The 23450-nt window shown below is 53.6% G+C and carries 21 protein-coding genes and 1 pseudogene; 9 read left to right on the top strand and 13 right to left on the bottom strand.

Translation table 11 applies throughout. The features are described 5' to 3' along the window. Positions 1-41 precede the first annotated feature (41 nt). Complete coding sequence (gene yyaC, locus H7B67_RS08000) at positions 42-671, top strand: spore protease YyaC (RefSeq protein ID WP_185119289.1); 630 nt, start codon at positions 42-44, stop codon at positions 669-671. Here the strand turns inward: yyaC and H7B67_RS07995 are convergent. The 12 genes and pseudogenes from H7B67_RS07995 to rpmH form a co-directional block, all read right to left on the bottom strand. Beyond that, complete coding sequence (locus tag H7B67_RS07995) at positions 646-1137, bottom strand: DUF4446 family protein (protein WP_185119288.1); 492 nt, start codon at positions 1135-1137, stop codon at positions 646-648. The two genes, yyaC and H7B67_RS07995, sit on opposite strands and share 26 nt — an antisense overlap. Positions 1138-1180: 43 nt before the next feature. Then, positions 1181-2356, bottom strand: coding sequence for an aminotransferase class V-fold PLP-dependent enzyme (locus H7B67_RS07990; protein WP_185119287.1), 1176 nt, complete (start codon positions 2354-2356; stop codon positions 1181-1183). 102 nt (positions 2357-2458) lie between these two features. Continuing rightward, the gene (locus H7B67_RS07985) at positions 2459-3307 is read right to left on the bottom strand and encodes a ParB/RepB/Spo0J family partition protein (protein WP_185119286.1); all 849 of its coding nucleotides are present in this window, start codon (positions 3305-3307) and stop codon (positions 2459-2461) included. Next, positions 3288-4061: a ParA family protein gene (locus H7B67_RS07980; protein ID WP_185119285.1), complete on the bottom strand. Its 774-nt coding sequence runs from the start codon at positions 4059-4061 to the stop codon at positions 3288-3290. Before H7B67_RS07980 ends, H7B67_RS07985 begins: the two co-directional genes overlap by 20 nt. Positions 4062-4126: 65 nt before the next feature. Beyond that, on the bottom strand, positions 4127-4945 hold the full coding sequence (gene noc / locus H7B67_RS07975) for a nucleoid occlusion protein (RefSeq protein ID WP_185119284.1): 819 nt from the start codon (positions 4943-4945) through the stop codon (positions 4127-4129). Positions 4946-5245: 300 nt separating this feature from the next. Next, on the bottom strand, positions 5246-5995 hold the full coding sequence (rsmG, locus tag H7B67_RS07970) for a 16S rRNA (guanine(527)-N(7))-methyltransferase RsmG (protein WP_185119283.1): 750 nt from the start codon (positions 5993-5995) through the stop codon (positions 5246-5248). Then, positions 5995-7893 (bottom strand): tRNA uridine-5-carboxymethylaminomethyl(34) synthesis enzyme MnmG, encoded by a 1899-nt coding sequence (mnmG, locus tag H7B67_RS07965; protein ID WP_185119282.1) that lies wholly within the window; start codon positions 7891-7893, stop codon positions 5995-5997. The genes rsmG and mnmG overlap by 1 nt, the downstream gene beginning before the upstream one ends. A 29-nt stretch (positions 7894-7922) precedes the next feature. Next, positions 7923-9299 (bottom strand): tRNA uridine-5-carboxymethylaminomethyl(34) synthesis GTPase MnmE, encoded by a 1377-nt coding sequence (mnmE, locus tag H7B67_RS07960; RefSeq protein WP_185119281.1) that lies wholly within the window; start codon positions 9297-9299, stop codon positions 7923-7925. A gap of 136 nt (positions 9300-9435) precedes the next feature. Further along, on the bottom strand, positions 9436-10053 hold the full coding sequence (gene jag / locus H7B67_RS07955; RefSeq protein WP_185119280.1) for an RNA-binding cell elongation regulator Jag/EloR: 618 nt from the start codon (positions 10051-10053) through the stop codon (positions 9436-9438). Continuing rightward, positions 9980-10831, bottom strand: coding sequence for a YidC/Oxa1 family membrane protein insertase (locus H7B67_RS07950; RefSeq protein WP_185119647.1), 852 nt, complete (start codon positions 10829-10831; stop codon positions 9980-9982). The genes jag and H7B67_RS07950 overlap by 74 nt, the downstream gene beginning before the upstream one ends. Before the next feature lie 223 nt (positions 10832-11054). Continuing rightward, positions 11055-11396: pseudogene (rnpA, locus tag H7B67_RS07945) on the bottom strand (ribonuclease P protein component); the annotation flags it as partial. Positions 11397-11487: 91 nt separating this feature from the next. Further along, positions 11488-11622 carry a 50S ribosomal protein L34 gene (gene rpmH, locus H7B67_RS07940; RefSeq protein WP_126956000.1) on the bottom strand — a complete coding sequence of 45 codons (135 nt, stop codon included), beginning with the start codon at positions 11620-11622 and terminating at the stop codon, positions 11488-11490. Between the two features lie 559 nt (positions 11623-12181). On the opposite strand from rpmH, the gene dnaA reads away from it, so the two are divergent. From dnaA to gyrB, 6 genes are all read left to right on the top strand, one after another. After that, positions 12182-13534, top strand: coding sequence for a chromosomal replication initiator protein DnaA (gene dnaA / locus H7B67_RS07935; RefSeq protein WP_185119278.1), 1353 nt, complete (start codon positions 12182-12184; stop codon positions 13532-13534). Between the two features lie 187 nt (positions 13535-13721). Next, on the top strand, positions 13722-14861 hold the full coding sequence (gene dnaN, locus H7B67_RS07930) for a DNA polymerase III subunit beta (RefSeq protein WP_185119277.1): 1140 nt from the start codon (positions 13722-13724) through the stop codon (positions 14859-14861). A gap of 10 nt (positions 14862-14871) precedes the next feature. Further along, positions 14872-15087 (top strand): S4 domain-containing protein YaaA, encoded by a 216-nt coding sequence (gene yaaA, locus H7B67_RS07925; RefSeq protein WP_185119276.1) that lies wholly within the window; start codon positions 14872-14874, stop codon positions 15085-15087. Positions 15088-15108: 21 nt separating this feature from the next. Further along, positions 15109-16227, top strand: a complete 1119-nt coding sequence (gene recF, locus H7B67_RS07920; protein WP_185119275.1) for a DNA replication/repair protein RecF — start codon at positions 15109-15111, stop codon at positions 16225-16227. Positions 16228-16252: 25 nt separating this feature from the next. Then, positions 16253-16501, top strand: coding sequence for an extracellular matrix regulator RemB (gene remB, locus H7B67_RS07915; protein WP_185119274.1), 249 nt, complete (start codon positions 16253-16255; stop codon positions 16499-16501). 42 nt (positions 16502-16543) lie between these two features. Further along, positions 16544-18454 carry a DNA topoisomerase (ATP-hydrolyzing) subunit B gene (gyrB, locus tag H7B67_RS07910; RefSeq protein WP_185119273.1) on the top strand — a complete coding sequence of 637 codons (1911 nt, stop codon included), beginning with the start codon at positions 16544-16546 and terminating at the stop codon, positions 18452-18454. 146 nt (positions 18455-18600) lie between these two features. Here gyrB and H7B67_RS07905 read toward each other — a convergent pair whose 3' ends face one another. Then, positions 18601-19380 carry a YheC/YheD family protein gene (locus H7B67_RS07905; RefSeq protein ID WP_185119272.1) on the bottom strand — a complete coding sequence of 260 codons (780 nt, stop codon included), beginning with the start codon at positions 19378-19380 and terminating at the stop codon, positions 18601-18603. A 160-nt stretch (positions 19381-19540) separates the two neighbouring features. On the opposite strand from H7B67_RS07905, the gene gyrA reads away from it, so the two are divergent. Together gyrA and H7B67_RS07895 are read left to right on the top strand one after the other, a co-directional pair. Beyond that, entirely contained in the window at positions 19541-22072 is a 2532-nt protein-coding gene (gene gyrA, locus H7B67_RS07900) for a DNA gyrase subunit A (protein WP_185119271.1), read from the top strand. Between the two features lie 33 nt (positions 22073-22105). Beyond that, positions 22106-23176: an HD-GYP domain-containing protein gene (locus H7B67_RS07895; RefSeq protein ID WP_185119270.1), complete on the top strand. Its 1071-nt coding sequence runs from the start codon at positions 22106-22108 to the stop codon at positions 23174-23176. The last annotated feature ends 274 nt before the right edge of the window (positions 23177-23450 follow it).

Below are 23450 nucleotides of genomic sequence, written 5' to 3'. Positions count from 1 at the left end.
ATATACTAGTAACACCCCATGGGAGGAGGCGAGGCAAACAAATGAACGGCGCTTGGGAGAAAAGGTCCGGATCATCGGTCGGCGATGCGGCCCCTCACTCTTTGAAAATCCATTACAACGAACCGGCGGTTTTAAGCCGGTTGACGCAGCGACTGGAGAGTCAATTAGAGCCATTGCCTCAGGATCGGCGGATCGTCGTTGTCTGCGTCGGCACCGACCGCTCCACCGGAGACTCCCTTGGCCCCCTCGTCGGAAGCTCTCTATCGCGGGAGGACCACTCTTTATTCGATCTTTACGGCACTTTGGACGATCCCGTTCATGCCATGAACCTAAGCGACACCCTGGAGAAGATCGCCCGCAACATTCCGCAGCCCTATGTTATCGCCGTCGATGCCTGCCTCGGACAAGTCTCCAGCGTCGGGTGCATCCAGATCGGCAGCGGGCCCGTTCGGCCCGGCGCCGGCGTCAACAAGGATCTTCCTCCGGTCGGCGACATTCACTTGACCGGCATCGTTAACGTCGGGGGCTTCATGGAATATTTCGTCCTCCAGAATACCCGTCTTAATCTCGTTATCAAGATGTCGGATATCATTGCCGCGACGATTCGCCAGGCCATCCGCAACAGCCGCGCGAACCGAAGCAACCCTATTCCTTTTGCGATGCCTGACTGATCGCGATCTTCTCCTCGGGAGAGAGCATGTAAGCCGACTGTCCTTTATCGAGGGGCTTCGCGTAGAGGAACGTCTGTTCCCGGCCGTAAATGCCCGTAATGACAACTCCATCCTGATTGTCGTTCACGATGGCCACCGAGAAGCTAAGATCGCTGCCCGAATCCGAGAACGCATTGAAGCGATGAACGCCGATTCGCCCCTTGAGCGCGGAAAGGCGTTTCTCGTGCTCGTCCAATCGCGCGTTCTGCTCCCCGCGGTTGCCTTCGAGAACTCCCATCCGGCCGTGCAATTGTTCCAGAACGCCTTCGAGCTCCGGCACGCCCGTCTCGCCTACCAATCGGCGATGAGCCCTGCCAAGCTTCTTCAGCTTGCCGCTTAGAACAATGACCCATACCAATAAAACAACGATGAAGAAACCTTCTCCTGCCAATATGGCAAGCCATACGTTATCGTCCAAACCGTTCATGCTTTCTCCCCCATGTTCCCCATCTCGGTTGCTCTGGCTGCTTCTATAATCTATGGGACTTGCCGTGCGCGAGGACGAGCTCCCTCGTCGCATCGATCAAAGATACGATATCCGATTCGGTTGTAAAATATCCCGGGCTTGCCCGAACGGCCCCCGTATCGGTTGTTCCGATCGTTTGGTGACCTAGCGGCGTGCAGTGGAAGCCGGCCCGAACGGCGATGCCGTACTGCCTGTCCAATTGGAACGCGACCGCCGCGGGATCCACGTTGTCCAGCAGGTAAGAGACGATCGCCGTCCTCTCCGTATGGATTCCGGGACCGAGCAGCGTAACTCCGTTTATTTCGCTCAGCCCCTCCATCAATTTTCGGGTCAGCTCCAGCTCCCTCCGATGAATCTGAGCGGGCGTCTGGTCCAACACGAACTTGACCCCTTCGGTCAATCCGGCAATACCGACCGTATTGGGCGTTCCCGCTTCGTAGCGGTCCGGCCGCGTCGACGGTTGTTCCGGAGATTCCGAGGCGCTGCCGGTTCCTCCGTGCATAAGAGGCTCCAGTTCGAGGTCAGGGTGGAGATACAAGCCGCCTGTCCCCTGCGGGCCCATCAGCCCTTTATGCCCGGGAAAAGCCAGCATATCGATGCCCATCGCCTCCACGTCGATATCGAGCACGCCGGCGCTCTGAGCCGCGTCTACGAGCAGTTTAACGCCTCTCCTCCTGGCTATCTGCCCGATCTCGCCGACAGGCGTGATCGTGCCAAGAAGATTCGAGCTATGAGTAACGGCAATCAACGTCGTGTTAGGGCGAATCTCTCGCTCGATGGCACCTGCATCCAGCACGCCGAGAGAATTGGATTCCGCGTAGGTGATCTGTATTCCTATCTTTCTTCTAAGAGCCTCTAGCGGTCTGCGAATAGAGTTATGCTCCAGAGCCGTCGTGATCACGTGATCTCCCGGCTTAAGCCACCCCTGCAGAGCGGTATTCAAGGAATGCGTCGTATTTAGGGTAAACGCGATATCGTTGGGGTTTGCTATTCGAAAAAGCTTCGCTAATTGCTTGCGGCCTTCAAACAAAACCCGGCTGGCTTGCACGGCCATCCGGTGGCTTCCCCTGCCGGGGTTCGCCGCCGCTTCCCTCATGCATGTCTCCATCGCTTCCTGTACCGATGGAGGCTTCGGCCAAGAGGTCGCCGCATTGTCCAAATAGATAATTGATTCGCTCATCTCTCAGCCCTCCGCTAACGTCTTCTTGACGCAAGGATAGCATACCTAAGTTTAATCCTTCGCTAGGAAGAATACAACTTGAGTATGCTATCTCTTTGCGATCTATGCGAGAGCTTTGAGCAGCTCCAACAGTCTCTCTAAATCCCCTTGACTGAAGTACGCAAGCTCGATATGTCCCTTATCCTTGTTCGATTTGATTCGAACGGTCGTTTGGAATTTCTCCCGAAGCGATTCTTCGATCTCCTCGATATAAGGATCTCTCTTTTTCGCTTTAGCCTTAGGCTTTTCTTTCCCCTTCGCTTCCGGCTGTTGGACGGCGTCCTCCAGCTCGCGAACGCTCCAACCGTTCGCCACGCAGAGCTTGGCCAACTGGCGTTTCTTCAGCTCGTCTTTAATTCCCGCCAACGCTCTGGCATGCCCCATGGATAATGTTCCACGTGAAACATAATCTTTGATTTCTTCCGGCAGAGACAGAAGTCGCAGGAAGTTGGCGATATGGGATCGGGACTTGCCTACCTTCAGGGAAAGCTCCTCCTGGGTCAAAGAGAACTGGTCCATGATGCCTTGGTAAGCTATCGCGACTTCAATCGCATTGAGGTCTTCTCGTTGAACGTTCTCGATCAGCGCAATCTCCATGACCTGCTGATCGTTATACGTTCTTACTACCGCCGGAATCGTGGGATTGCCGAGCAGCTGCGATGCCCGGAAACGTCTCTCGCCCGCGATAATCTCGAAACCTCTGAGCGCGGTTCGAACCACGATCGGTTGGATAACGCCATGCTCGCGGATCGACTCGGCTAGCTCTTTGATCGCTTCGTCGTCGAACGTCTTCCGCGGCTGATATGGATTCGCTCGCAATTGAGCCAATGGAATTTCTACGATTTTGTCGTCTTCTTTGATGGATAGTGAAGTAATGAGTGCATCAAGCCCTTTACCTAGCCGCTTGCTCATACGTAATCACTTCCTTAGCCAGCTCGAGATAAACCTCGGCGCCTTTGGATTTGGGATCGTAAGTAATAATGGATTGTCCGTGGGAAGGCGCTTCGCTCAAGCGAACGTTCCGAGGAATAACGGTTTGATAAACCTTCTGTTGGAAGTACTTCTTCACTTCTTCAATGACTTGAATGCCAAGGTTCGTTCTGGCGTCGAACATCGTAAGCAGAACGCCTTCGATCTGAAGAGAGGTGTTTAAATGCTTCTGAACGAGACGAATCGTGTTCAGAAGCTGGCTCAGCCCTTCAAGAGCGTAATATTCGCATTGAATCGGGATTAAGACCGAGTCCGCTGCCGTCAGAGAGTTAATCGTCAGGATGCCGAGAGATGGCGGGCAATCGATCAGAATATAATCGAATTCATTGCGCACCAAGCCAAGCGCCTTCTTCAGCCTGATCTCCCGCGAGATCGTCGGAACGAGCTCGATCTCCGCTCCAGCGAGCTGGATCGTTGCCGGAATCATCTTCAAGTTGGGCAAGCCCGTGTCGACGATCGCTTGCTTCGGATGCACGTCGTTGATCAAGATGTCGTATATGCAGTACTCCGCATCCGCTTTGCTGACCCCTATGCCGCTAGTCGTGTTGCCTTGCGGGTCGATATCGACAATGAGAACCTTGCGCCCCAATGTCGATAAGCAAGCTCCCAGATTAACGGCGGTAGTCGTCTTGCCGACTCCGCCTTTCTGATTGGCAACGGCAATAATCTTAGACAAAACATTCACCTCATTATTTACTGCCTTTGCAAGCCTTTCTAGCAAAAAAGCTTAAAGAAAACAGCCTATTTCTTCTTCGGGATATGAATGACAATTTCGATATGATCATCGCAATCCCGTTCGGTCGATTTGATCGGAATGCCCGACCCGTTCACCATGTCGACGGACTGTCGAATCGTATTGATCGCAAGACGAATATCCTTCGTGAACGAGACTCGGCGCGACTTGGGCTTCTTCGTCACTTCCAGCAAGAAAGCGATTCGCATCTCGGTTTGTTTCACGTTAAGCTCCTTCTCGATAATCTCCTGAAGGATCTTATTCTGCGATTCCTCGTCAGGCAAAGCCAGCAAGGCTCTGGCATGGCGTTCCGTTATTTTGCGTTCCATAAGAGCGTTCTTCACCGTATCTCCAAGCTGAAGAAGCCTAATCTTATTAGCGATCGTCGATTGACTCTTGCCAAGCCTCTGTGCCAGGCTTTCCTGAGTCAGTTGATGCAGCTCCATCAGCTTCTGATACGCAACCGCTTCTTCGATCGCCGTCAGGTTCTCGCGCTGAAGGTTCTCGATTAATGCCACGGAAGCAGCCTGCGAATCATTGATTTCCCGTACGATGGCGGGAATCTGTTCCCAACCGAGCTTCGTAACCGCTCGCCATCTTCTCTCTCCGGCAATAATCTCGTGCTTGCCGTTGCGAACCCGAACAACGATAGGCTGAATAACGCCGTGAGTCTTGATCGTTTGACACAGCTCATCGATCTTGTCATCGTCGAATACCGATCGCGGTTGGTAGGGACTCGGCACAATGTCTGCAATGGGGATTTGTCTGACTTCTTCTTGGCCGCTACGATCCGACAGCCCAAAAATACGCGACAACGGTTCTCTCATCTTATTAGGACCACCACGTTCTTGTAATCTTAACGTGCAATTATACGCATAGCGACGAAAAAGCGCCGCCAATTCGCGCCCTTAGAGCGCTTGTGCGGCACACCGGTTCCTTCATATTATAATATATTCGGTGCCTGATCGCCATTTCCTTCTATTGAAAAAACTTTCATAACAAGCTAGTAGGTTCAACTAAGACAAGAAACGGCTTACGTCCCATAAAAAATGTTCCACGTGAAACACTCCCTCGGTTGGAAGGTGATGTTTCACGTGGAACAATTAAAGCGTGTTGCCAGCAATCCCTTAAATTCGAACGCCGCTTGAGGAAGCGAGCAATGGTGTCTTAAGCGGGACGCCGGCTTTTCTTGGATAAGCTTTAGCCGTGGCGCTAGTCTTCGCAATAATAACGAGGTGACGCTCCGATTTCTCAATGGGCAGCTCCAAACGTTTCACTTCCATCAGTTTAGCCCCAAGCTTGTCGAGGCTGTACCGGCTCTCGTCCAATTCCTCCTGAATGTCCGAGCCCTTCATGGAGACGAACATGCCGCCTGGCTTCGCGAAAGGCAAGCAGAGCTCGTTTAATCCCGCAAGACGAGCGACCGCTCTCGCGGTCACCACGTCGTATTGATCGCGATGGTCAGGCAAGCGTGCGATGTCCTCTGCCCTTCCGTGGACGCAAGTAACGTCCTTCAAGCCGAGTTGGCTAACCACTTCGTCCAGGAACCGAATTCTCTTGGCCAGCGAATCGACAATGGTGACCTTGAGAGACGGATAAGCTATCTTCAGCGGGATGGATGGAAAACCGGCTCCAGATCCGATGTCTGCAAGGGTAAGAACCTCGTCATTTAAATCCGCAGCGGACGCTACGGTAAGAGAATCATAGAAGTGCTTCTCATAAACGGCAGCGCGTTCCGTGATTCCCGTCAGATTCATCTTCTCGTTCCACTCCACGAGCAATTCGTAATATCGCTCGAATTGAGCCAGTTGATCGTCCGTCAATTCCAGCCCCAGCTCATGGGCTTGGATCTGCAGCCACATCTGCGGATCGGTCATCAAGATCCCCTCGCTGCCGTCACGCGATTATAGTGTTCCAGATGAACGAGCAAGATGGACAGGTCGGCAGGCGTAACGCCGGAGATCCGGGAAGCCTGGCCAATCGACAAAGGCCGGATTTTATCGAGCTTCTGTCTCGCTTCCGTTGCAAGTCCATGAATGATGGTGTAGTCGATGTCGTCCGGGATTTTTTTCTTCTCCATCTTGCCTAGACGTTCGACCTGAAGCAGCTGCTTCTCGATATAACCGGTGTACTTCGTTTGAATCTCGACTTGCTCCTTCATGTCATCGGTCAATTCGACAGGAGAAGGAGACAAGCGTTCGATATCGGCATAAGAAACTTCCGGACGTCTTAGGAGGGTTAGACCGTCCGTCGTGTTCTGGATCGGAGCCGAGTCGAGACCGGCCAGCATGGCTTGAACCGCTTCGTCCGGACGGAACTTCGTCTCCTTCAAACGGTTGATCTCCCCTTCCACGAGAGCCTTCTTCTGCAGGAACTTCTCGTAACGGGCTTCCGGGATCAATCCGATCTCATGGCCGAGCGGAGTTAGGCGGAGATCGGCATTATCGTGACGGAGCAGCAGCCGATATTCCGCTCTCGAGGTAAGAAGACGGTAAGGTTCGTTCGTGCCCTTGGTCACCAGGTCATCGATCATAACGCCGATATAGCCGGCGGAACGTTCGATGATAACCGGATCTTCGCCCTTCGCCTTGCGCGCGGCATTGATGCCGGCAATGATCCCTTGCCCCGCGGCTTCTTCATATCCGGAAGTGCCGTTGATTTGGCCTGCCGTGAACAGGTTAGGAACGAGCTTCGTTTCAAGCGAAGGCCACAGCTGGGTCGGAACGACCGCATCGTATTCGATGGCATAGCCGGTTCTCATCATCTCTACCTTCTCGAGGCCCGGAATCGATCTCAGAATTTGCAGCTGGACGTCTTCCGGCATGCTGGTCGACAAGCCTTGAACGTAATATTCCTTCGTGTTGCGTCCTTCCGGCTCCAGGAAAATTTGATGCTTCGGCTTGTCGGCGAACCGAACGATCTTGTCCTCGATCGACGGACAATAGCGCGGGCCGGTTCCTTCGATCGCGCCGGAGAACATCGGCGCGCGGTGCAGGTTGTCGTTGATGATCCGATGCGTCTCTTCGGAAGTGTACGTGAGCCAGCAAGGAAGCTGGTTGTTCGCATGCTCCATATATTCCGTCTCGAACGAGAAGTACTTCGGCTTCTCGTCCCCCGGTTGAATCTCCGTCTTGCTGAAGTCAATCGTATCCTCGTGAACCCGAGGCGGAGTCCCCGTCTTGAAGCGAACCAGCTGAATGCCAAGCTTGCGGAGAGATTCCGACAGCTTAACCGCAGGCTGTTGGTTGTTCGGTCCGCTCTCGTACATAAGCTCGCCCATGATCACTTTGCCTCTAAGGTAGGTCCCGGTCGTCAGGACGACGGTTTTCGCCCGGTATTCCGCCCCCGTCTTCGTAATAACCCCGCGGCACACTCCGTCTTCCACGATGAGATCCTCGGCCATTCCTTGACGAAGCGTGAGCTTCTTCTCCTTCTCGATGGTCTCCTTCATCGTGTGCTGGTACAGAAACTTGTCCGCTTGGGCGCGCAGCGCATGAACGGCCGGGCCTTTGCCCGTATTCAACATTCTCATTTGAATAAACGTCTTGTCGATATTGCGGCCCATTTCTCCGCCCAGCGCATCGATCTCGCGAACGACGTGTCCTTTGGCCGGCCCGCCGACCGACGGGTTGCACGGCATGAACGCGATCATATCCAAATTAATCGTCAGCAGCAGCGTTTCGCAGCCCATGCGCGCAGCGGCAAGAGCCGACTCGCAGCCGGCATGGCCCGCGCCGATTACGATAACGTCATACTCGCCTGCCAAATATCCCATGCTTGATTCCTCCTTATCGCTAACTCCGTTTATTTGCCAAGACAGAATTGGGAGAAAATTTGATCCAAAAGCGACTCGCCGACCGAATCGCCGACGATTTCTCCGAGAAGCTCCCACGCGCGAGCCAAATCGATCTGGATCAGATCGATCGGAATGCCGGAATTCGCCGCTTCGATCGCGTCCGTAAGAGTTTGAATGGTTTGATGAAGAAGCGCGATGTGACGGGCGTTGCTTACGTAAGTAAGGTCGCCGCTCTCGATGCTTCCTCCGAAAAAGAGCTGGGACACGGCCTTCTCCAACCGATCGATTCCCGTCCCTTCCTTCGCCGAGATCGACACGATCCGATCCTTCCGGAACCTCGCTTCGATCTCGTCCAGCTCTAGATGACCCTCCAAATCCATCTTGTTTACCACAATAATAACCGGACGGTCAACCAGTTCGTCAAGCAGCTTGCGTTCGTCCTCATGAAGCTTCTCGTGGTGGTTGAGCACAAGCAGAATAAGGTCCGCGTCCAGCAAAGCTCCGCGGGAACGTTCGACACCGATTCGCTCCACCACGTCGCTCGTCTCGCGAATGCCCGCCGTATCCAGCAGCCTCAGCGGAATGCCGGACAGAGACACCGATTCTTCGACAATATCCCGCGTCGTTCCGGGAATATCCGTCACGATCGCTTTGTTTTCTTGCGCCAATGCGTTCAGCAGCGAAGACTTGCCCGCGTTCGGGCGTCCCACGATAGCCGTAACGATTCCTTCTCGTAATATTTTGCCTTCCGCCGCCGTTTTTAGCAGCTGTTCGACGGTCGACTTCACGTCTAGGCAAGTTCCCGTAATGGCCGAGCTCGTCATCTCCGCCACATCGTGCTCCGGATAGTCGATATTGACTTCCACGTGCGCCAGCAGCTCGATCAGCTGCTGTCTCAGCGGCACTATTTTCTTCGACAAGGCTCCTTCCGCTTGCTTCCTGGCTACCTGGAAGGCACGGTTCGACTTCGATCGAATCAAATCGATAACCGCCTCTGCCTGGGCGAGATCGATTCGTCCGTTCAAGAACGCCCTCTTCGTGAACTCTCCCGGTTCCGCCATTCGCACTCCGGTTCTCAAGATAAGCTCCAGAACCGCTTGAACCGCCACGATCCCGCCGTGCGTGCTGATCTCGACAACATCCTCGGCCGTGAAGGACCGCGGTCCCTTCATGACGGTAACGAGAACTTCGTCGATAATCGTTCCATCGCGCGGGTCCCGTATCCATCCATAGTTTACGGTATGCGTATCGGCATCGCGAAGATCGACTCTGGACTTGAACAGCGGCGCCACCCGTTCGATCGCTTCCGGTCCGCTCACCCGGACGACGGCAATGCTCCCTTCGCCCAGCGCCGTCGCCACCGCGGCTATTGTGTCTTCTGTCATTTGTCTCCCTCTTTTGCTTCTATTATAAACGCCATCGGCGCCTTCGTATCGAAGACGCTTCAAGATTCAGGTACATTTACGAAAAAACGCAATGATCCGCTTGAACTGCGGAAGCCATTGCGTAGTCGCGAACAATTTACTTTGGAGCAATGACGATGCTTCGGTTAGGTTCATCGCCTTGGCTGTACGTCTTGACGTGAGGATTGGATTGAAGCCGGGAATGGATGATCTTGCGTTCCTGGGAAGACATCGGCTCCAGCACCACTTCCCGCTTCGACCGAATGACTCGGCTAGCCATCCTCTCCGAGAGCGCCTCAAGCGTCTGCTTCCTGCGCTCCCGGAAATTCTCGGCGTCCAGAACGATCCGCAGATGCTTGTCGGAATGCCGATTGGCCACGATGTTGGTCAGGTATTGAAGGGAATCCAGCGTCTGGCCTCGCCGGCCGATCAGGATTCCGAGCTCTTCTCCGGCCAAGTTGATCGTGGTATGATCCGCTTCCTCGCTGCGTTCGACCGTAACCGCAAGTTCCATGGCTCCCGTTACTTCTCGGAGGAACAGAATCGCTTCTTCGACTCCGTCCGGCTTCACGCTCAGTTCCACCTTGGCATCCTTGGAGCCGATCAGTCCGAACAGGCCCCTGCTCGGATGCTCAAGGATGGTTACCTGAACCCGATTCTCCTCAACGCCGAGCTGACTTAGACCGCTTCTTACCGCCGCTTCCACTGTTTTTCCGATTGCCACCAGTTTTTTCATTTGGCATGGCCTCCTTGCCTGTACCTTCCGGTTTCGGCGAACGTCCATACATGAAATAGTTCTGAATGATGGTGTAAATATTCGTGTAAATCCAGTAAAGCGGCAGGGCGGACGGGAAGGAGAGCGCCATGATGAAGATCATGATCGGGAAAATGAACATGAGAGCCTTCATCGGACCCATCTGCTGCTGCGGATTCATCGTCATCATCATGTACGACTGAATGAACGTCGTGCATGCCGCGATGATCGGCAAGATATAATAAGGATCCTTCTCGCCTAACTCAAGCCATAAGAATTGGTGAGTGCTGATCTCCACGTTTACCGTAATCGCGCGGTAGAGCGCGATAAAAATCGGCATCTGTACGATCAAAGGCAAACAGCCGGCAAGAGGGTTGACTTGATGCTCTTGGTACAGCTTCATCATCTCTTGCTGCTGCTGCTGTGGGTTATCCTTGTATTTCTCGCGAATCTTCATCATCTCGGGCTGCAGCTTCTGCATCGCCTTCGAATTCCTGAACTGCTTAATGCTCAGCGGCAGAATAAGCGTGCGGACGATAACGGTCAGTACGAGAATCGATAATCCGTATTCTCCGCCGAACCACTCCGCGAACTTGTCCAACATAAGCGAGAACCAATAAACGACGTTGCTGTCCCACCAGCCGCTGGAATTCTGAAGCTCTTCCGTCGTCTTCTGCGCCGTGTTAGGCGTACACCCCGACAGCAGAACAAGTGCGGACAGGGCACTCAGTAAAAACCACCATTTGCGATTTCGCAACAAGAACACGTATAAACCCCTCTCCTGCTTGCCTATCCCCGTAGCGACATAGCAAACAAGCTTCCAAAAGAACGTTGCTAGGTCAATAGGTCACGGTCTTTGCATACAAATCCACTATACCATACTACTAAAGGCAAAGAAAAGCGCGAGGACCACGGTTTCCCGAGTTCTTGGGAGCGCCTCCGCCGGACGGTCTTTTGCCGTACGTCTTGTGGACGGGAGGCGGCGAACCTTTGGTCAATCCCGCCTTGCGCAGAACATGCAGAACGCTCTTCTCCATCTCTAGGTAAGACAGATTCAGAGCAGGTTTTCTTACTATTAATATAAGATCCAATCCGTTGTTGATTTTGCCCGCGTTCAGCCGAACGATCTCCTTGATCATCCTTCGCAGACGATTTCGCACAACCGCCCCGCCAAGCTTGCTGCTCGCCGAGATGCCAAGCCTGAACTGCTCCGTCTCCGGCCATTTCCGCCAGTAGACGACAAATTGGGAATTGGCGAAGGATTGCCCTTGCCGATAGATCCGATTAAAGTCATCTCTGTTCCGAAGGCGCAGCTTCCTCTGCATTTTACACCGTCCCTCGACCCATTCGATCCTGTTTCTTCTATTATGAACCTAATATAAAGAAAAAAGACCACCTGACGTGGTCTCTTTATCTTTAAGCGGAAAGCACTTTGCGGCCTTTTTGACGGCGAGCCTTCAGAACCTTGCGTCCGTTCTTGGAGCTCATACGGCTACGGAAACCATGAACCTTCTTGCGCTTGCTTACATTCGGTTTAAATGTAGGACCCACAGATCATACCCCCTTACTTAAAAACTCAGGTCCTTAAATTAAACCACACCAACCGCCCAGAAGTCAAGCCGCTGCGTCTACTATCCAATATATCCCCAGATGCGCTCGTACGAATTAGACACAGCTCGAAACGTAACAAACGACAAATAATAATCGCCTTGTGAGTAATTTCGTCAGGCTGAGTCTTTATGCACATGTGAATAACATTTAGTCGGATTTTCGGATAATAAGGGGTTTTGTCGAAAAATCTCACAATGTATCAACAATATCTAGTGTTGTGCACAGAATTCGTCCACAAGTTATTGAATTTGTGGATAACATACCGCATTTCGTTGAATTTAGCGGGTTCATCTGCTATGATTAGTTCTATCTTTCTTCGTGGATAGCATCCAATCGGCCTGATTTTATCAACAGCCTGTGCATAAGTTTGTGAACAACATCCATAATTTGCGGACAACCAAAGAAAGAATTCCGTTGATTATGTGGATAACTATTTGGGTCGTCTTCATTCGACAGTAGAAATCCCATGTCCGCCTGATGGGCAAAGGAGTGACTTCATGTGGACAGCCGCAGCAACGAGATCTGGCAGCAGGTATTGTCGGTCATCCAAACCAAGTTAAGCAAACCAAGTTACGACACCTGGTTCAAAGCGACCAAAGCTTCCTTCATCGGAGACGATACGGTCGTAGTAACCGCACCGACGACGTTTGCCGCAGAGTGGCTGGAGACACGATACACGAAGCTGGTTTCTTCTGCCCTATCCGAGTATTTAGGAAGAACGGTCGAAGTCAAATTCGCCATTGAAGAAGCGCGATTCGCAGAAGCTCCGGCCGCTTTTCCGGTCAATCCGGTCGTAAAGTCGGTTGTCGCCGAGGAAAGCGTTACCCATCTGCTGAATCCGAAATATACGTTCGACACTTTCGTCATCGGCGTAGGCAACCGGTTCGCGCATGCCGCCTCCCTGGCGGTAGCCGAAGCGCCGGCCAAGGCCTACAATCCGCTGTTTCTATATGGTGGCGTCGGACTGGGCAAAACCCATCTGATGCATGCGATCGGCCATTATATTTTGGAACACAACCCGAATATGAAGGTGCTCTACATCTCGTCCGAGAAGTTCACCAACGAATTTATCAACGCCATTCGCGACAATCGCGGGGAGAGCTTCCGGAACAAGTACCGCAATATCGACGTCTTGCTCATCGACGATATTCAATTCCTGGCCGGCAAAGACGGAACGCAAGAAGAATTCTTCCATACCTTCAACGCGCTGCACGAAGAGAACAAGCAGATCATCATCTCGAGCGACCGGACTCCGAAGGAGATTCCGACCCTGGAAGAACGGCTGCGTTCGCGCTTCGAATGGGGACTCATCACGGATATACAGCCGCCGGATCTCGAAACCCGGATCGCCATTCTGCGCAAGAAGGCGAAAGCGGAGAATCTCGATATTCCCAACGAAGCGATGGTCTACATCGCGAATATGATCGACACCAACATTCGCGAGCTGGAAGGGGCGCTCATTCGGATCGTCGCGTACTCTTCGCTGACGAATCAGGATGTGTCCTCCCATCTCGCTGCGGAAGCGCTCAAGGATATTCTGCCGACCGGCCGCAACCGGCTGATCACGATCCAGGACATCCAGCAGCGCGTCGGGGAATTCTACGGTCTCAAGCTCGAGGATTTCAAAGCCCGCAAAAGAACGAAAGCCGTCGCTTTCCCGCGTCAAATCGCCATGTATCTGTCCCGGGAGATGACCGACTACTCCCTGCCCAAGATCGGCGACGCTTTCGGAGGACGCGACCATACGACGGTCATCCACGCGCATGAGAAGATCTCGTCCCAGATGAAAGTAGATCAGGAGCTCTTCAAGATCATTCAGAACCTGACGGAGAAGATCAAGAATTTGACCTGAATCGTCAGCATAGCCCAATAGCCCTTTTTCCCGTGGAAAACTTCAAAGCCTATACACAAACAATACACATGTGGATAGGCTTTCGTTTTCGCGTTTTTTCTGGCTTATCCACATATCCACCGCGCCTACTGCTACTGCTTCATTATTTTTAAAAAACTACATTGAGTCGAAACCAAGAGGTGAGCCCGTGAAACTGACGATATCCCGCAATGAGTTGAACGACGCGGTTCAACAAGTATCGAAGGCGGTATCCGCAAGAACGACCATCCCTATCCTCAGCGGAATCAAGATTGACGCCCATGCTCAAGGAATCACCTTGACGGCCAGCGATACGGACATCTCCATTCAGAGCTTCATTCCGCTTGAAACCGCGGATAAAGTGATCTCCACCATTCATCGCGCCGGAAGCGTCGTTCTCCCTGCCAAGTTCTTCGTCGAGATCATTCGCAAGCTGCCGCATGAAGAAGTGAATATCGAAGTCGGCGATCGCTTCCAAACCCTTATTCAATCGGGCGCGATCGACATCCAGCTGATGGGAATGGATCCGGAGGAGTTCCCCGTGCTTCCCGTCCTCGAAGAGGAACGCGTGTTCTCCATCCCCGGCGACATTCTCCGCACGATGATCAGGCAGACGGTCTTCTCCGTTACGACCAGCGAATCGACCCCTATTCTGACGGGCGTTCTGTGGAGTCTTGCCGAAGGGGTACTGAAGTTCGTGGCGACGGACCGTTATCGCCTGGCCACTTGCAAAGTGAATGCGGGCGTCGATCCCGGCCTGCACTTCTCCAACGTCGTCATCTCCGGCAAAACGCTCAACGAGTTGTCCAAGATCATCCCGGACCATAACGTTCTGGTCGATATCGTCGTCGCGGACAGCCAAGTTCTGTTCAAGGTAGGCAACGTTCTCTTCTTTACGAGAATGCTGGACGGGACCTTCCCGGATACTACCAAGATTATTCCGAATCAGTTCAAGACAGAACTGTTCCTGAATACGAAAGCGCTCAGCGAAGCCATCGACCGCGCTTATTTGCTGTCGCGCGAAGAGAAAACGAACATCGTTCGCCTGTCGACGACGGAAGACGGCTCCGTCGAGATCTCCTCGAGCTCTTCGGAGCTGGGACGAGTGCAAGAGATGCTGACCGTCGAGAAATTGGACGGAGAACCGATTCGGATCGCGTTCAACTCCAAGTACATGCTGGACGTTCTCAAGGTGGTCGACAGCGAGAATTTGTTCATCGGCTTCAACGGCCCGATGAGCCCGATTATTTTCAAGCCGGAGCATGACAACAGCCTGCATCTCATTCTTCCGTACCGGACGACGAACTGAGGGGAACACGATGAAGGAAATCGCTATATCGACGGAATACATCACGCTCGGACAAGTGCTGAAACTCGGAGATTGCGTCGGTTCCGGAGGGGAAGTAAAGATTTTTCTTCAGGAACGGAGCGTAACCGTTAACGGACAAGCGGAGAATCGCCGCGGGCGCAAGCTTGTCCCGGGGGATACGATCGAAGTGGAGGGCTGCGGCAGCTTCGTGGTGAAGACCCGCTAAGTCCGGGAAAGGAAAGCGAACATGCAATTGAATCGCTTGGAGCTTCACGGGTACCGCAACTATAAGCAGCTGGAGCTGGCGACCGGCGCCGGGGTCAACATTCTGATCGGCCCTAACGCGCAAGGGAAGACGAATCTTCTCGAAGCCATACACGTTCTGGCGCTTACCAAGTCGCACCGCACTTCCAAGGACAAGGAGCTCATCGGCTGGAACGAGACCTCCGCGAGAATCTCGGCGGAGATCGAACGAAGGCAGGGCAAGGTCACGATGGAGCTCCAGCTCACCTCCCAAGGGAAGCGAGCGAAAGTCAACGGCCTGGAGCAGCGGAAGCTGAGCGGATTCGTCGGAACGATTAACGTGGTGCTATTCGCGCCGGAAGATCTGGATATCGTAAAAGGAGCCCCGGGTGTGCGCCGCCGATTCATGGACATGGAGATCGGTCAGGTGCACCCCGGTTATTTATACGATTCGCAACAATATCAGCGAATCATGCAGCAACGGAACAACTACCTGAAAGCGACGGATTTGTCCAAAGCCTCTCAACCGATGCTAGACGTCTGGAACGAACAGCTTGTCGCCTCGGGTGTTAAAATGATGCAAAAAAGGAAAAACTTCATAAGCAAGCTTCAAGTTTGGGCCGAGCAGATTCACCGAGGGATAACGAACGGGAGCGAACAGCTGACGGTCGAGTATCGTCCCTCCGTCTCCTATGACCATGGGGCTGCTCCCCAAGATGATTCTTCTTTATTCCAACAATTTATGTTAAAGTTAACTCAAGGAAGAGAACAGGAATTCCGCAGAGGAACGACCCTAGCAGGCCCGCATAGAGACGATCTTGCCTTCTTCATCAACGGCAAGGACGTTCAGGCTTTCGGCTCCCAAGGACAGCAGAGGACGGCGGCACTGTCGCTTAAACTCGCCGAATTGGAGCTGATGCGGGAAGAGATCGGAGAGTATCCGTTGTTATTGCTCGACGATGTCTTGTCCGAGCTCGATCAATTGCGTCAGACGCAGCTGATCGAGACGTTCCAGAACCGGGTTCAGACGTTCATTACCACAACGGGGATCGAGAGCGTGAACATGAGCCGCTTGAAGGATGCGGCGATCTATCACGTGAAGGACGGAGAAGTACTGAACTAATTGTCTAAACCTTGGGAGGCGCGGCATGTATATTCATCTCGGCGGAGAGAAGATTATCCGCACGTCGCAGGTCGTGGCTATCTTTGATGTTTCGATCGAGAGTTCTTCCAAGCTCTCACGGCAATTCGTCGCTCATGCTCGCAAGAACCGAGACGTGGAGACCATCGGCGAAGAGGATCCGAAGTCGATCGTTGTGACGGAAGAACGAGTTTATTATTCGCCCATTTCCACATCAACGCTTAAGAAACGGGCACATCATCTAGTCGATTTATAGTCGCAACGCGTCAACGCTAAGAAGGCGGTGGAGGGTTTGTCCGTGAATTCGCAACAGAATACGTACGACGAAAGTCAGATTCAGGTTCTTGAAGGGTTGGAAGCGGTTCGCAAGCGGCCGGGGATGTACATCGGCTCGACCAGCGGCAAGGGTCTTCATCATCTCGTGTGGGAAGTCGTCGACAACAGCATCGACGAAGCGCTGGCCGGCTATTGCAACCAGATTCAAGTCATCGTCCATACGGACAATAGCATAACCGTTATCGATAATGGCCGGGGAATTCCGGTCGGCGAGCATCCGAAGATGAAGAAGTCGACCTTGGAAGTCGTCATGACGGTTCTTCATGCCGGCGGCAAATTCGGCGGAGAAGGCTACAAGGTATCCGGCGGCCTGCACGGCGTCGGCATCTCGGTCGTGAATGCTCTATCGGAGAAAGTCGTAGTCAAGGTTAAGAGAGAGGGTCATATCCATCAGCAAGAGTATCGCCGCGGGATTCCGCAGTACGATCTTAAGATCGTCGGCGATACGGACGAGACGGGGACGGAGACGACGTTCCTGCCGGATCCGGAGATCTTCACCGAGACGACCGTTTACGACTATGACGTTCTGGTAGGCCGTATTCGCGAGCTTGCTTTTCTTAACAAGGGGATTCAGATTTCGCTCACGGACGAGAGAACGGGCGTAAGCGATACTTTCAAATACGACGGCGGCATCATCGAGTTCGTGCAGTACTTGAACAAGACCCGCGAACCGATTCACGAAAGTCCGATCTACGTGGAAGGCATGAAGGATAACATCTCCGTAGAGATCGCCATGCAGTATAACGAAGGCTATTCGGAGAACATTTATTCCTTCGCGAACAACATCAATACTCACGAAGGCGGAACGCACGAGTCCGGCTTCAAGAGCGCCCTGACGAGAATCGTCAACGACTATGCCCGGAAAATGGGCTTCGTGAAGGAGAACGAGTCGAACCTAACCGGCGACGATGCCCGCGAAGGCTTGACGGCGATCATCTCCGTCAAGATTCCGGAGCCGCAGTTCGAAGGGCAGACGAAGACGAAGCTGGGCAACAGCGAAGTTCGCGGCATCGTCGAATCCCTGCTTGCCGACAAGCTGATGGAATTCATGAACGAGAATCCGTCCGTCGCCCGCAAAGTGATCGAGAAGTCGCTTCAAGCTTCCCGAGCTCGCGAAGCGGCAAGGAAGGCTCGCGAATTGACCCGCCGCAAGAGCGCCCTGGAAGTCAGCGCCCTGCCGGGCAAGCTGGCCGATTGTTCGTCCAAGGATGCGGAGATCAGCGAGCTGTTCATCGTCGAAGGCGACTCCGCGGGCGGTTCGGCCAAGTCCGGACGGGATCGCCACTTCCAGGCGATTCTTCCGCTGCGCGGAAAAATCCTCAACGTCGAGAAGGCAAGGCTCGATCGCATCCTCTCCAACCTCGAAATCCGCGCGATCATCACGGCGGTGGGTACGGGGATCGGGGACGACTTCGATATCACGAAGGCTCGCTACCACAAGATCGTCATCATGACCGATGCCGACGTGGACGGAGCGCACATTCGGACGCTGCTGCTCACGTTCTTCTATCGTTACATGAGACAGCTTCTGGAAGCGGGATTCGTCTACATCGCGCAGCCGCCGCTCTATAAGGTGGAGCGGAACAAGGTCATCCGCTATGCGCAGAACGAAGCGGAGCGCGACGCGATCATCGCCGAATTCGGCGAAGGGGTCAAAATCAATGTCGCCCGTTACAAGGGCTTGGGCGAGATGAATGCCGACCAGCTTTGGGAGACGACGATGGATCCGAATAATCGCACGATGCTGCAGGTTAAGATCGAGGACGCGATGAAGGCGGACCTTATGTTCGATACCCTGATGGGCGACAACGTCGAGCCTCGCCGGGAATTCATTCATCAGCACGCGAAGTTCGTTAAGGATCTGGATATTTAATAGGCGAGCATCCAAGGCTTGCTAGGGTTGCATAAGCCACCCGCCGCGGCAACAGCAGGGAGAAGATCGGAGAGGATGTCCTCTCCTCGGAGACCCGGGTTGCGGGATCGGCGGGTGGTTTGTTAATCGAGAAGGCGGGTTGCTGGCTAACTCCGCCGGCTCAAGCGCTTCCTGAATCGTCCGTAGGCGACGGCGTAACGATAGATTCTGCGGAATGCCGAACGGTCCTTAAGCTTGCGGAAGATGAACGGATCCGGCAGCGTATTCACCTCGAGAATCCAAGGCTTCAGGTTCTGATCGACGGCGACGTCGACGCCGATCTCTTGAATTCTCGGGAATCTGCGTTCCAAGGCACGAGCGACTTCGACTCCTAAAGAACCTAACTTCTGGCGGTAGGCACTAATTGTCGTATGGCCTCTGAGATGCTCGGCGATCAGAATCTCGATAGCCATAGGCGTCCCGCCGCTATGGTAGTTGGTAACGATCTTGCGGGGGTGGGCAAGGCGGCCGATGATTCCGGTCGTCTCCCAATGCCCTTTCGGATTGCGCTGAACCATGACGCGAAGATCGAACCTTCGTTTCCGGTACTTGAGAAGCTCGATGCCCTGCTGGGCCAGGTAAGAGGTCTTTCTCTTGACGATCAACAGCGAATCGTACATCGAATCGAAGTCGTGGAACCGGAATTTGTTCTCTTCGGATTGGAATTGATAAACATCCGGAGAGCCGGGCGAGTACTCCACCCGAATAACGCCTCGGCCGAAGGTGCCGCCTACGGGCTTCACATAAATCATGCCGTACTTATGGAGCATCTCTCGCAAGGTCTCTCGGTCCATCGTCCGGGTCAGGGGCACATGGTCTTTGAGCTTGCGGTCGGCAAGCAGGGCGTCGGTCTTCGCTTTCTTACTGAGGACGCGTTGGATCGTCAACGAGCCTCGCCACCTTTCCCATCAACATTATGCTATAATGGAATTATTCATCTTCATACAGTATGACTCGTTGTGCCGCGCGGTGTGCGCCGGCAAGAAAGTACAGAACGAATGGCTCGATAATGGGCTATAGGCTTGGCAACGATGAAGGAGGATCTTCATGGCGGAAGAGCAACGCTCCCCCATTCGCGACAGGGAAATAAGCGTCGAGATGCGGGAATCGTTTATGGGTTATGCAATGAGTACGATCGTGAGCCGTGCCTTGCCCGACGTTAGAGACGGGCTTAAGCCGGTTCATCGTCGCATTCTTTACGGAATGGCTGAGCTTGGGATGTATTCGGACAAGCCGTTCAAGAAGTCCGCGAGAATCGTCGGCGAAGTCATGGGTAAATACCATCCGCACGGCGACTCTTCGATCTACGAAGCGATGGTGCGCATGGCTCAGGATTTCTCCATGCGCTATATGCTCGTCGAAGGCCAGGGGAACTTCGGTTCGATCGACGGCGACGGCGCGGCGGCCATGCGTTATACGGAAGCCCGTTTGTCCAAGATCGCGATGGAGATGCTGCGCGATCTGAACAAGGAGACGGTCAATCTCGTTCCGAACTATGACGGCGAAGAGCAAGAACCGGAGGTTCTGCCGGCTCGGATCCCGAACCTGCTCGTGAACGGAACGACGGGGATCGCCGTAGGGATGGCGACGAATATCCCTCCGCATAACCTGAGCGAGGTAATCGAAGGCGTCCAGGCGCTTATTCAAGATCCGGAGCTGACTCCGTACGATCTGATGGATTACATCAAGGGTCCCGATATGCCGACGGCGGGTTATATTCTTGGCCGTGAAGGCATTCGTCAAGCTTATATGACGGGCCGCGGCTCGATTACGATGCGTGCCAAGGCCGAGATCGAAGAGAGCGGCAACAAGGCTCGAATTATCGTTCATGAGCTGCCTTACCAGGTCATCAAGGCAAGATTGGTCGAGAAGATCGCCGAACTCGTGCGGGAGAAGAAGATCGACGGGATTACCGATCTTCGCGACGAGTCGGACCGCAACGGAATGCGCATCGTCATCGAATTGCGCCGCGACGTCAATCCGAATGTCGTGCTGAACAATCTGTATAAGCAGACGTCGATGCAGTCCACCTTCGGGATCAACATGCTGGCTATCGTCAACAAGGAGCCGAAGGTTCTGAACCTGAAGGAAGTGCTGCAATACTTCCTCCTTCACCAGATCGAGGTTATCCAACGCAGAACCGCCTACGATTTGAAGAAAGCGGAAGCAAGGGCGCATATCCTCGAAGGCTTGCGAATCGCGCTGGATCACCTTGATGAAGTAATCGCGCTCATCCGCAGCTCCCAATCGGACGAAGACGCTCGCAATGGCTTGATCGAACGCTTCGGCCTATCGTTCGATCAAGCGCAAGCGATCCTCGACATGCGTCTCCGCCGGTTGACCGGATTGGAACGCGAGAAGATCGAGCAGGAGTACAACGAGCTGCTCGCGAAGATCGCCGAATACAAAGCAATTCTCGCGGACGAGCAGCTCGTTCTCAAGATCATCAGCGAAGAGCTGGACGAGATCAAGCTCAAGTACGGCGACGAACGCCGGACGGAGATCACCGCTCTCGACAACGAGATTCTGGACGAGGATCTGATTCCTCGCGACGACGTCGTCATTACGATGACGCATACCGGTTACGTCAAGCGTCTTCCGGTGTCGACGTACCGCAGCCAGAAGCGCGGCGGCCGCGGCGTCGTAGGAATGGATACGAAGGACGACGATTTCATCGAGCATCTGTTCGTCTCCAACACCCACCACTACCTCTTGTTCTTTACGAACAAGGGACGGGTTTTCCGGCTCAAGGCATACGAGATTCCGGATCTGAGCCGCACCGCTCGCGGAACGCCGATCATCAACCTGATCCAGATCGATCAAGGCGAGACGATCAACGCGGTCATTCCCGTCGAGTCGATGGAAGAATCCAATCAGTACTTGTTCTTCGCGACTCGCGCCGGCATCGTCAAGAAGACGCCGTTGGACGACTACTCGAATATCCGCAAGGTAGGCCTGATCGCGATCTCCCTCCGGGAAGATGACGACCTCATCGGCGTCAAGCTGACGGACGGAACCCGCGACATCGTTCTCGGAACGAGCGAAGGGATGTCCATCCGCTTCTCCGAGGATGACGTCAGACCGATGGGACGCTCCGCAACCGGCGTTAAGGGCATCCAACTGGACGATAACGACAAGGTTATCGACATGGATGTCGTGGAAGCCGATCGCGACGTCTTGATCGTTACTTCCAAGGGATACGGCAAGCGGACTCCGGAGAGCGAATACCGGACGCAGACCCGCGGAGGCAAGGGGCTTAAGACGCTTAACGTTACGGAGAAGAATGGTTCGATCGTCAGCCTTAAGGTCGTTCGCGACGATGAAGACTTGATGATCATGACTTCCTCCGGAACGCTCATTCGTACTAGCATGTCCGGCATCAACACGATGGGCCGGATTACGCAGGGCGTGAAGCTCATCAACATCAAGGATGAAGACTTCGTCGCAACGGTAGCTAGAGCTCCTAGCAGCGAGGACGAAGAAGAAGAAGCGGGCGAGGAAGGCCAAGATAGCGGCCAAGAAGGAGCAAGCACCGAGAATAGCGCAAACAGCGATAGCGGCGAAAACAGCGAGAGTTAACCATTCTGAGCTCGGTCGGGAGATGTGAGCGACATGCCAGTAATGCCATTATCACAGCTTCAAACAGGCGATCGCTTGACGGCGGATGTTCAGACGGCAATGGGCAATCTGCTGTTGAATGAAGGTCGAATCTTATCGCAGCGGGATTTAGAGATCATGCAGGCATTCCTAATTCCGAATGCGGATATAAGCCGGCAGGGGCTCTCCGACCTGCCGGCGGATTCGGAGGGGGAGGAAGCGGCTGCTTCCGAAGCCAAGATTACCCCGCTGCATCAGCAATTTCTTTTCCTGGAGAAGGAACTGAGCCGCGCGTTCAAGATGATGGGGCCCGGCCAGAAGCTGCCCATCCTGGAGATCCGCAACGCGCTTAAAGAGCTGTTGGACAATATCAACGAATATAACGTGCTGATGTTCAACCCTCCATCAGATACGGTCCAGACAGAGCGATGGATCCGCAAGAGCGTGTTGACGGCCCTGACCTCGTATCAGTTGGCGAGGTGGAATAAGCTTCCCGACAAGGATTGGACCCCGATTGCTCTTGCCGGCTTGCTGCATGACATCGGCAATATCCGCGTCGACCCGGCCATCTTCCGGAAGCCGTCGCAGCTAACCGCCGAAGAGACGAATGAAATGCGGCAGCATACGGTTTACGGATTTAAGCTCCTCGATGGAGTGCCCTCCTTGAACAAAGGGGTAGCTCTCGCGGCCTTGCAGCATCACGAGAGACTGGACGGAAGCGGCTACCCGCTTAAGGTAAGCGGAGATAAGATTCATCCTTATGCCAGGATCGTGGCCATAGCGGACATGTACCACGCGATGACGGATGCGCGCAATTATCGCAAGGCGCATTCCCCATACCTGGTGCTCGAACAGCTGCAGTCGGAGTCCTTCGGCAAGCTGGACCCTATTTACGTCCAGACCTTTATCGACCGAACGACGCAGTTCCATAACGGAATGCTCGTTCAGCTGAACGACAACAAAGTCGGAGAGATCGTCTTCACCGACCGCAACCAGCCGACTCGTCCGATGGTGTCGGTGAACGGCGAGATCATAAACTTGGCGAAGAATAAAGAGCTGTATATTTGCGCTATTTATTCCGTGTAAAAGGTTCGACCGTCTTTATGAATCATTTCATGAGACGGTCTTTTTTATTCGGTTGTCGCATATAGGAAAGGGTAGCATGGAGAATAATCATTGCTCATGAAAAAAAGTAAAAAGAATTTAAAAAAGGGTTGCATCTATGCATAAGTCTATGATATATTATTTGAGTCGCCGCTGAGCGGTGGCCGAGAAAGAAACGAAACAAACTTGTTCCTTGAAAACTGAACATCGAGCGTAATGAAATAAAGTCGAGCAGGAGCTTCGGTTCTTGCGAGAC

The organism is Cohnella thailandensis, from assembly GCF_014212135.1.
GTDB lineage: Bacteria > Bacillota > Bacilli > Paenibacillales > Paenibacillaceae > Cohnella > Cohnella thailandensis.
The sequence above is the reverse complement of the archived record's forward strand: the minus strand, read 5'-3'. Positions and strand labels throughout refer to the sequence as shown.

What these genes read in the sequence shown, in the direction of transcription:
- remB (WP_185119274.1), top strand. Translation starts at nt 16,253, where the DNA reads ATGTATATTCATCTCGGCGGAGAGAAGATTATCCGCACGTCGCAGGTC.
- mnmE (WP_185119281.1), bottom strand. Translation starts at nt 9,299, where the DNA reads ATGACAGAAGACACAATAGCCGCGGTGGCGACGGCGCTGGGCGAAGGG.
- H7B67_RS07895 (WP_185119270.1), top strand. Translation starts at nt 22,106, where the DNA reads ATGCCAGTAATGCCATTATCACAGCTTCAAACAGGCGATCGCTTGACG.
- rsmG (WP_185119283.1), bottom strand. Translation starts at nt 5,995, where the DNA reads ATGACCGATCCGCAGATGTGGCTGCAGATCCAAGCCCATGAGCTGGGG.
- H7B67_RS07995 (WP_185119288.1), bottom strand. Translation starts at nt 1,137, where the DNA reads ATGAACGGTTTGGACGATAACGTATGGCTTGCCATATTGGCAGGAGAA.
- gyrA (WP_185119271.1), top strand. Translation starts at nt 19,541, where the DNA reads ATGGCGGAAGAGCAACGCTCCCCCATTCGCGACAGGGAAATAAGCGTC.
- recF (WP_185119275.1), top strand. Translation starts at nt 15,109, where the DNA reads ATGCAATTGAATCGCTTGGAGCTTCACGGGTACCGCAACTATAAGCAG.
- H7B67_RS07985 (WP_185119286.1), bottom strand. Translation starts at nt 3,307, where the DNA reads ATGAGCAAGCGGCTAGGTAAAGGGCTTGATGCACTCATTACTTCACTA.
- jag (WP_185119280.1), bottom strand. Translation starts at nt 10,053, where the DNA reads ATGAAAAAACTGGTGGCAATCGGAAAAACAGTGGAAGCGGCGGTAAGA.
- noc (WP_185119284.1), bottom strand. Translation starts at nt 4,945, where the DNA reads ATGAGAGAACCGTTGTCGCGTATTTTTGGGCTGTCGGATCGTAGCGGC.
- H7B67_RS07990 (WP_185119287.1), bottom strand. Translation starts at nt 2,356, where the DNA reads ATGAGCGAATCAATTATCTATTTGGACAATGCGGCGACCTCTTGGCCG.
- yaaA (WP_185119276.1), top strand. Translation starts at nt 14,872, where the DNA reads ATGAAGGAAATCGCTATATCGACGGAATACATCACGCTCGGACAAGTG.
- yyaC (WP_185119289.1), top strand. Translation starts at nt 42, where the DNA reads ATGAACGGCGCTTGGGAGAAAAGGTCCGGATCATCGGTCGGCGATGCG.
- mnmG (WP_185119282.1), bottom strand. Translation starts at nt 7,893, where the DNA reads ATGGGATATTTGGCAGGCGAGTATGACGTTATCGTAATCGGCGCGGGC.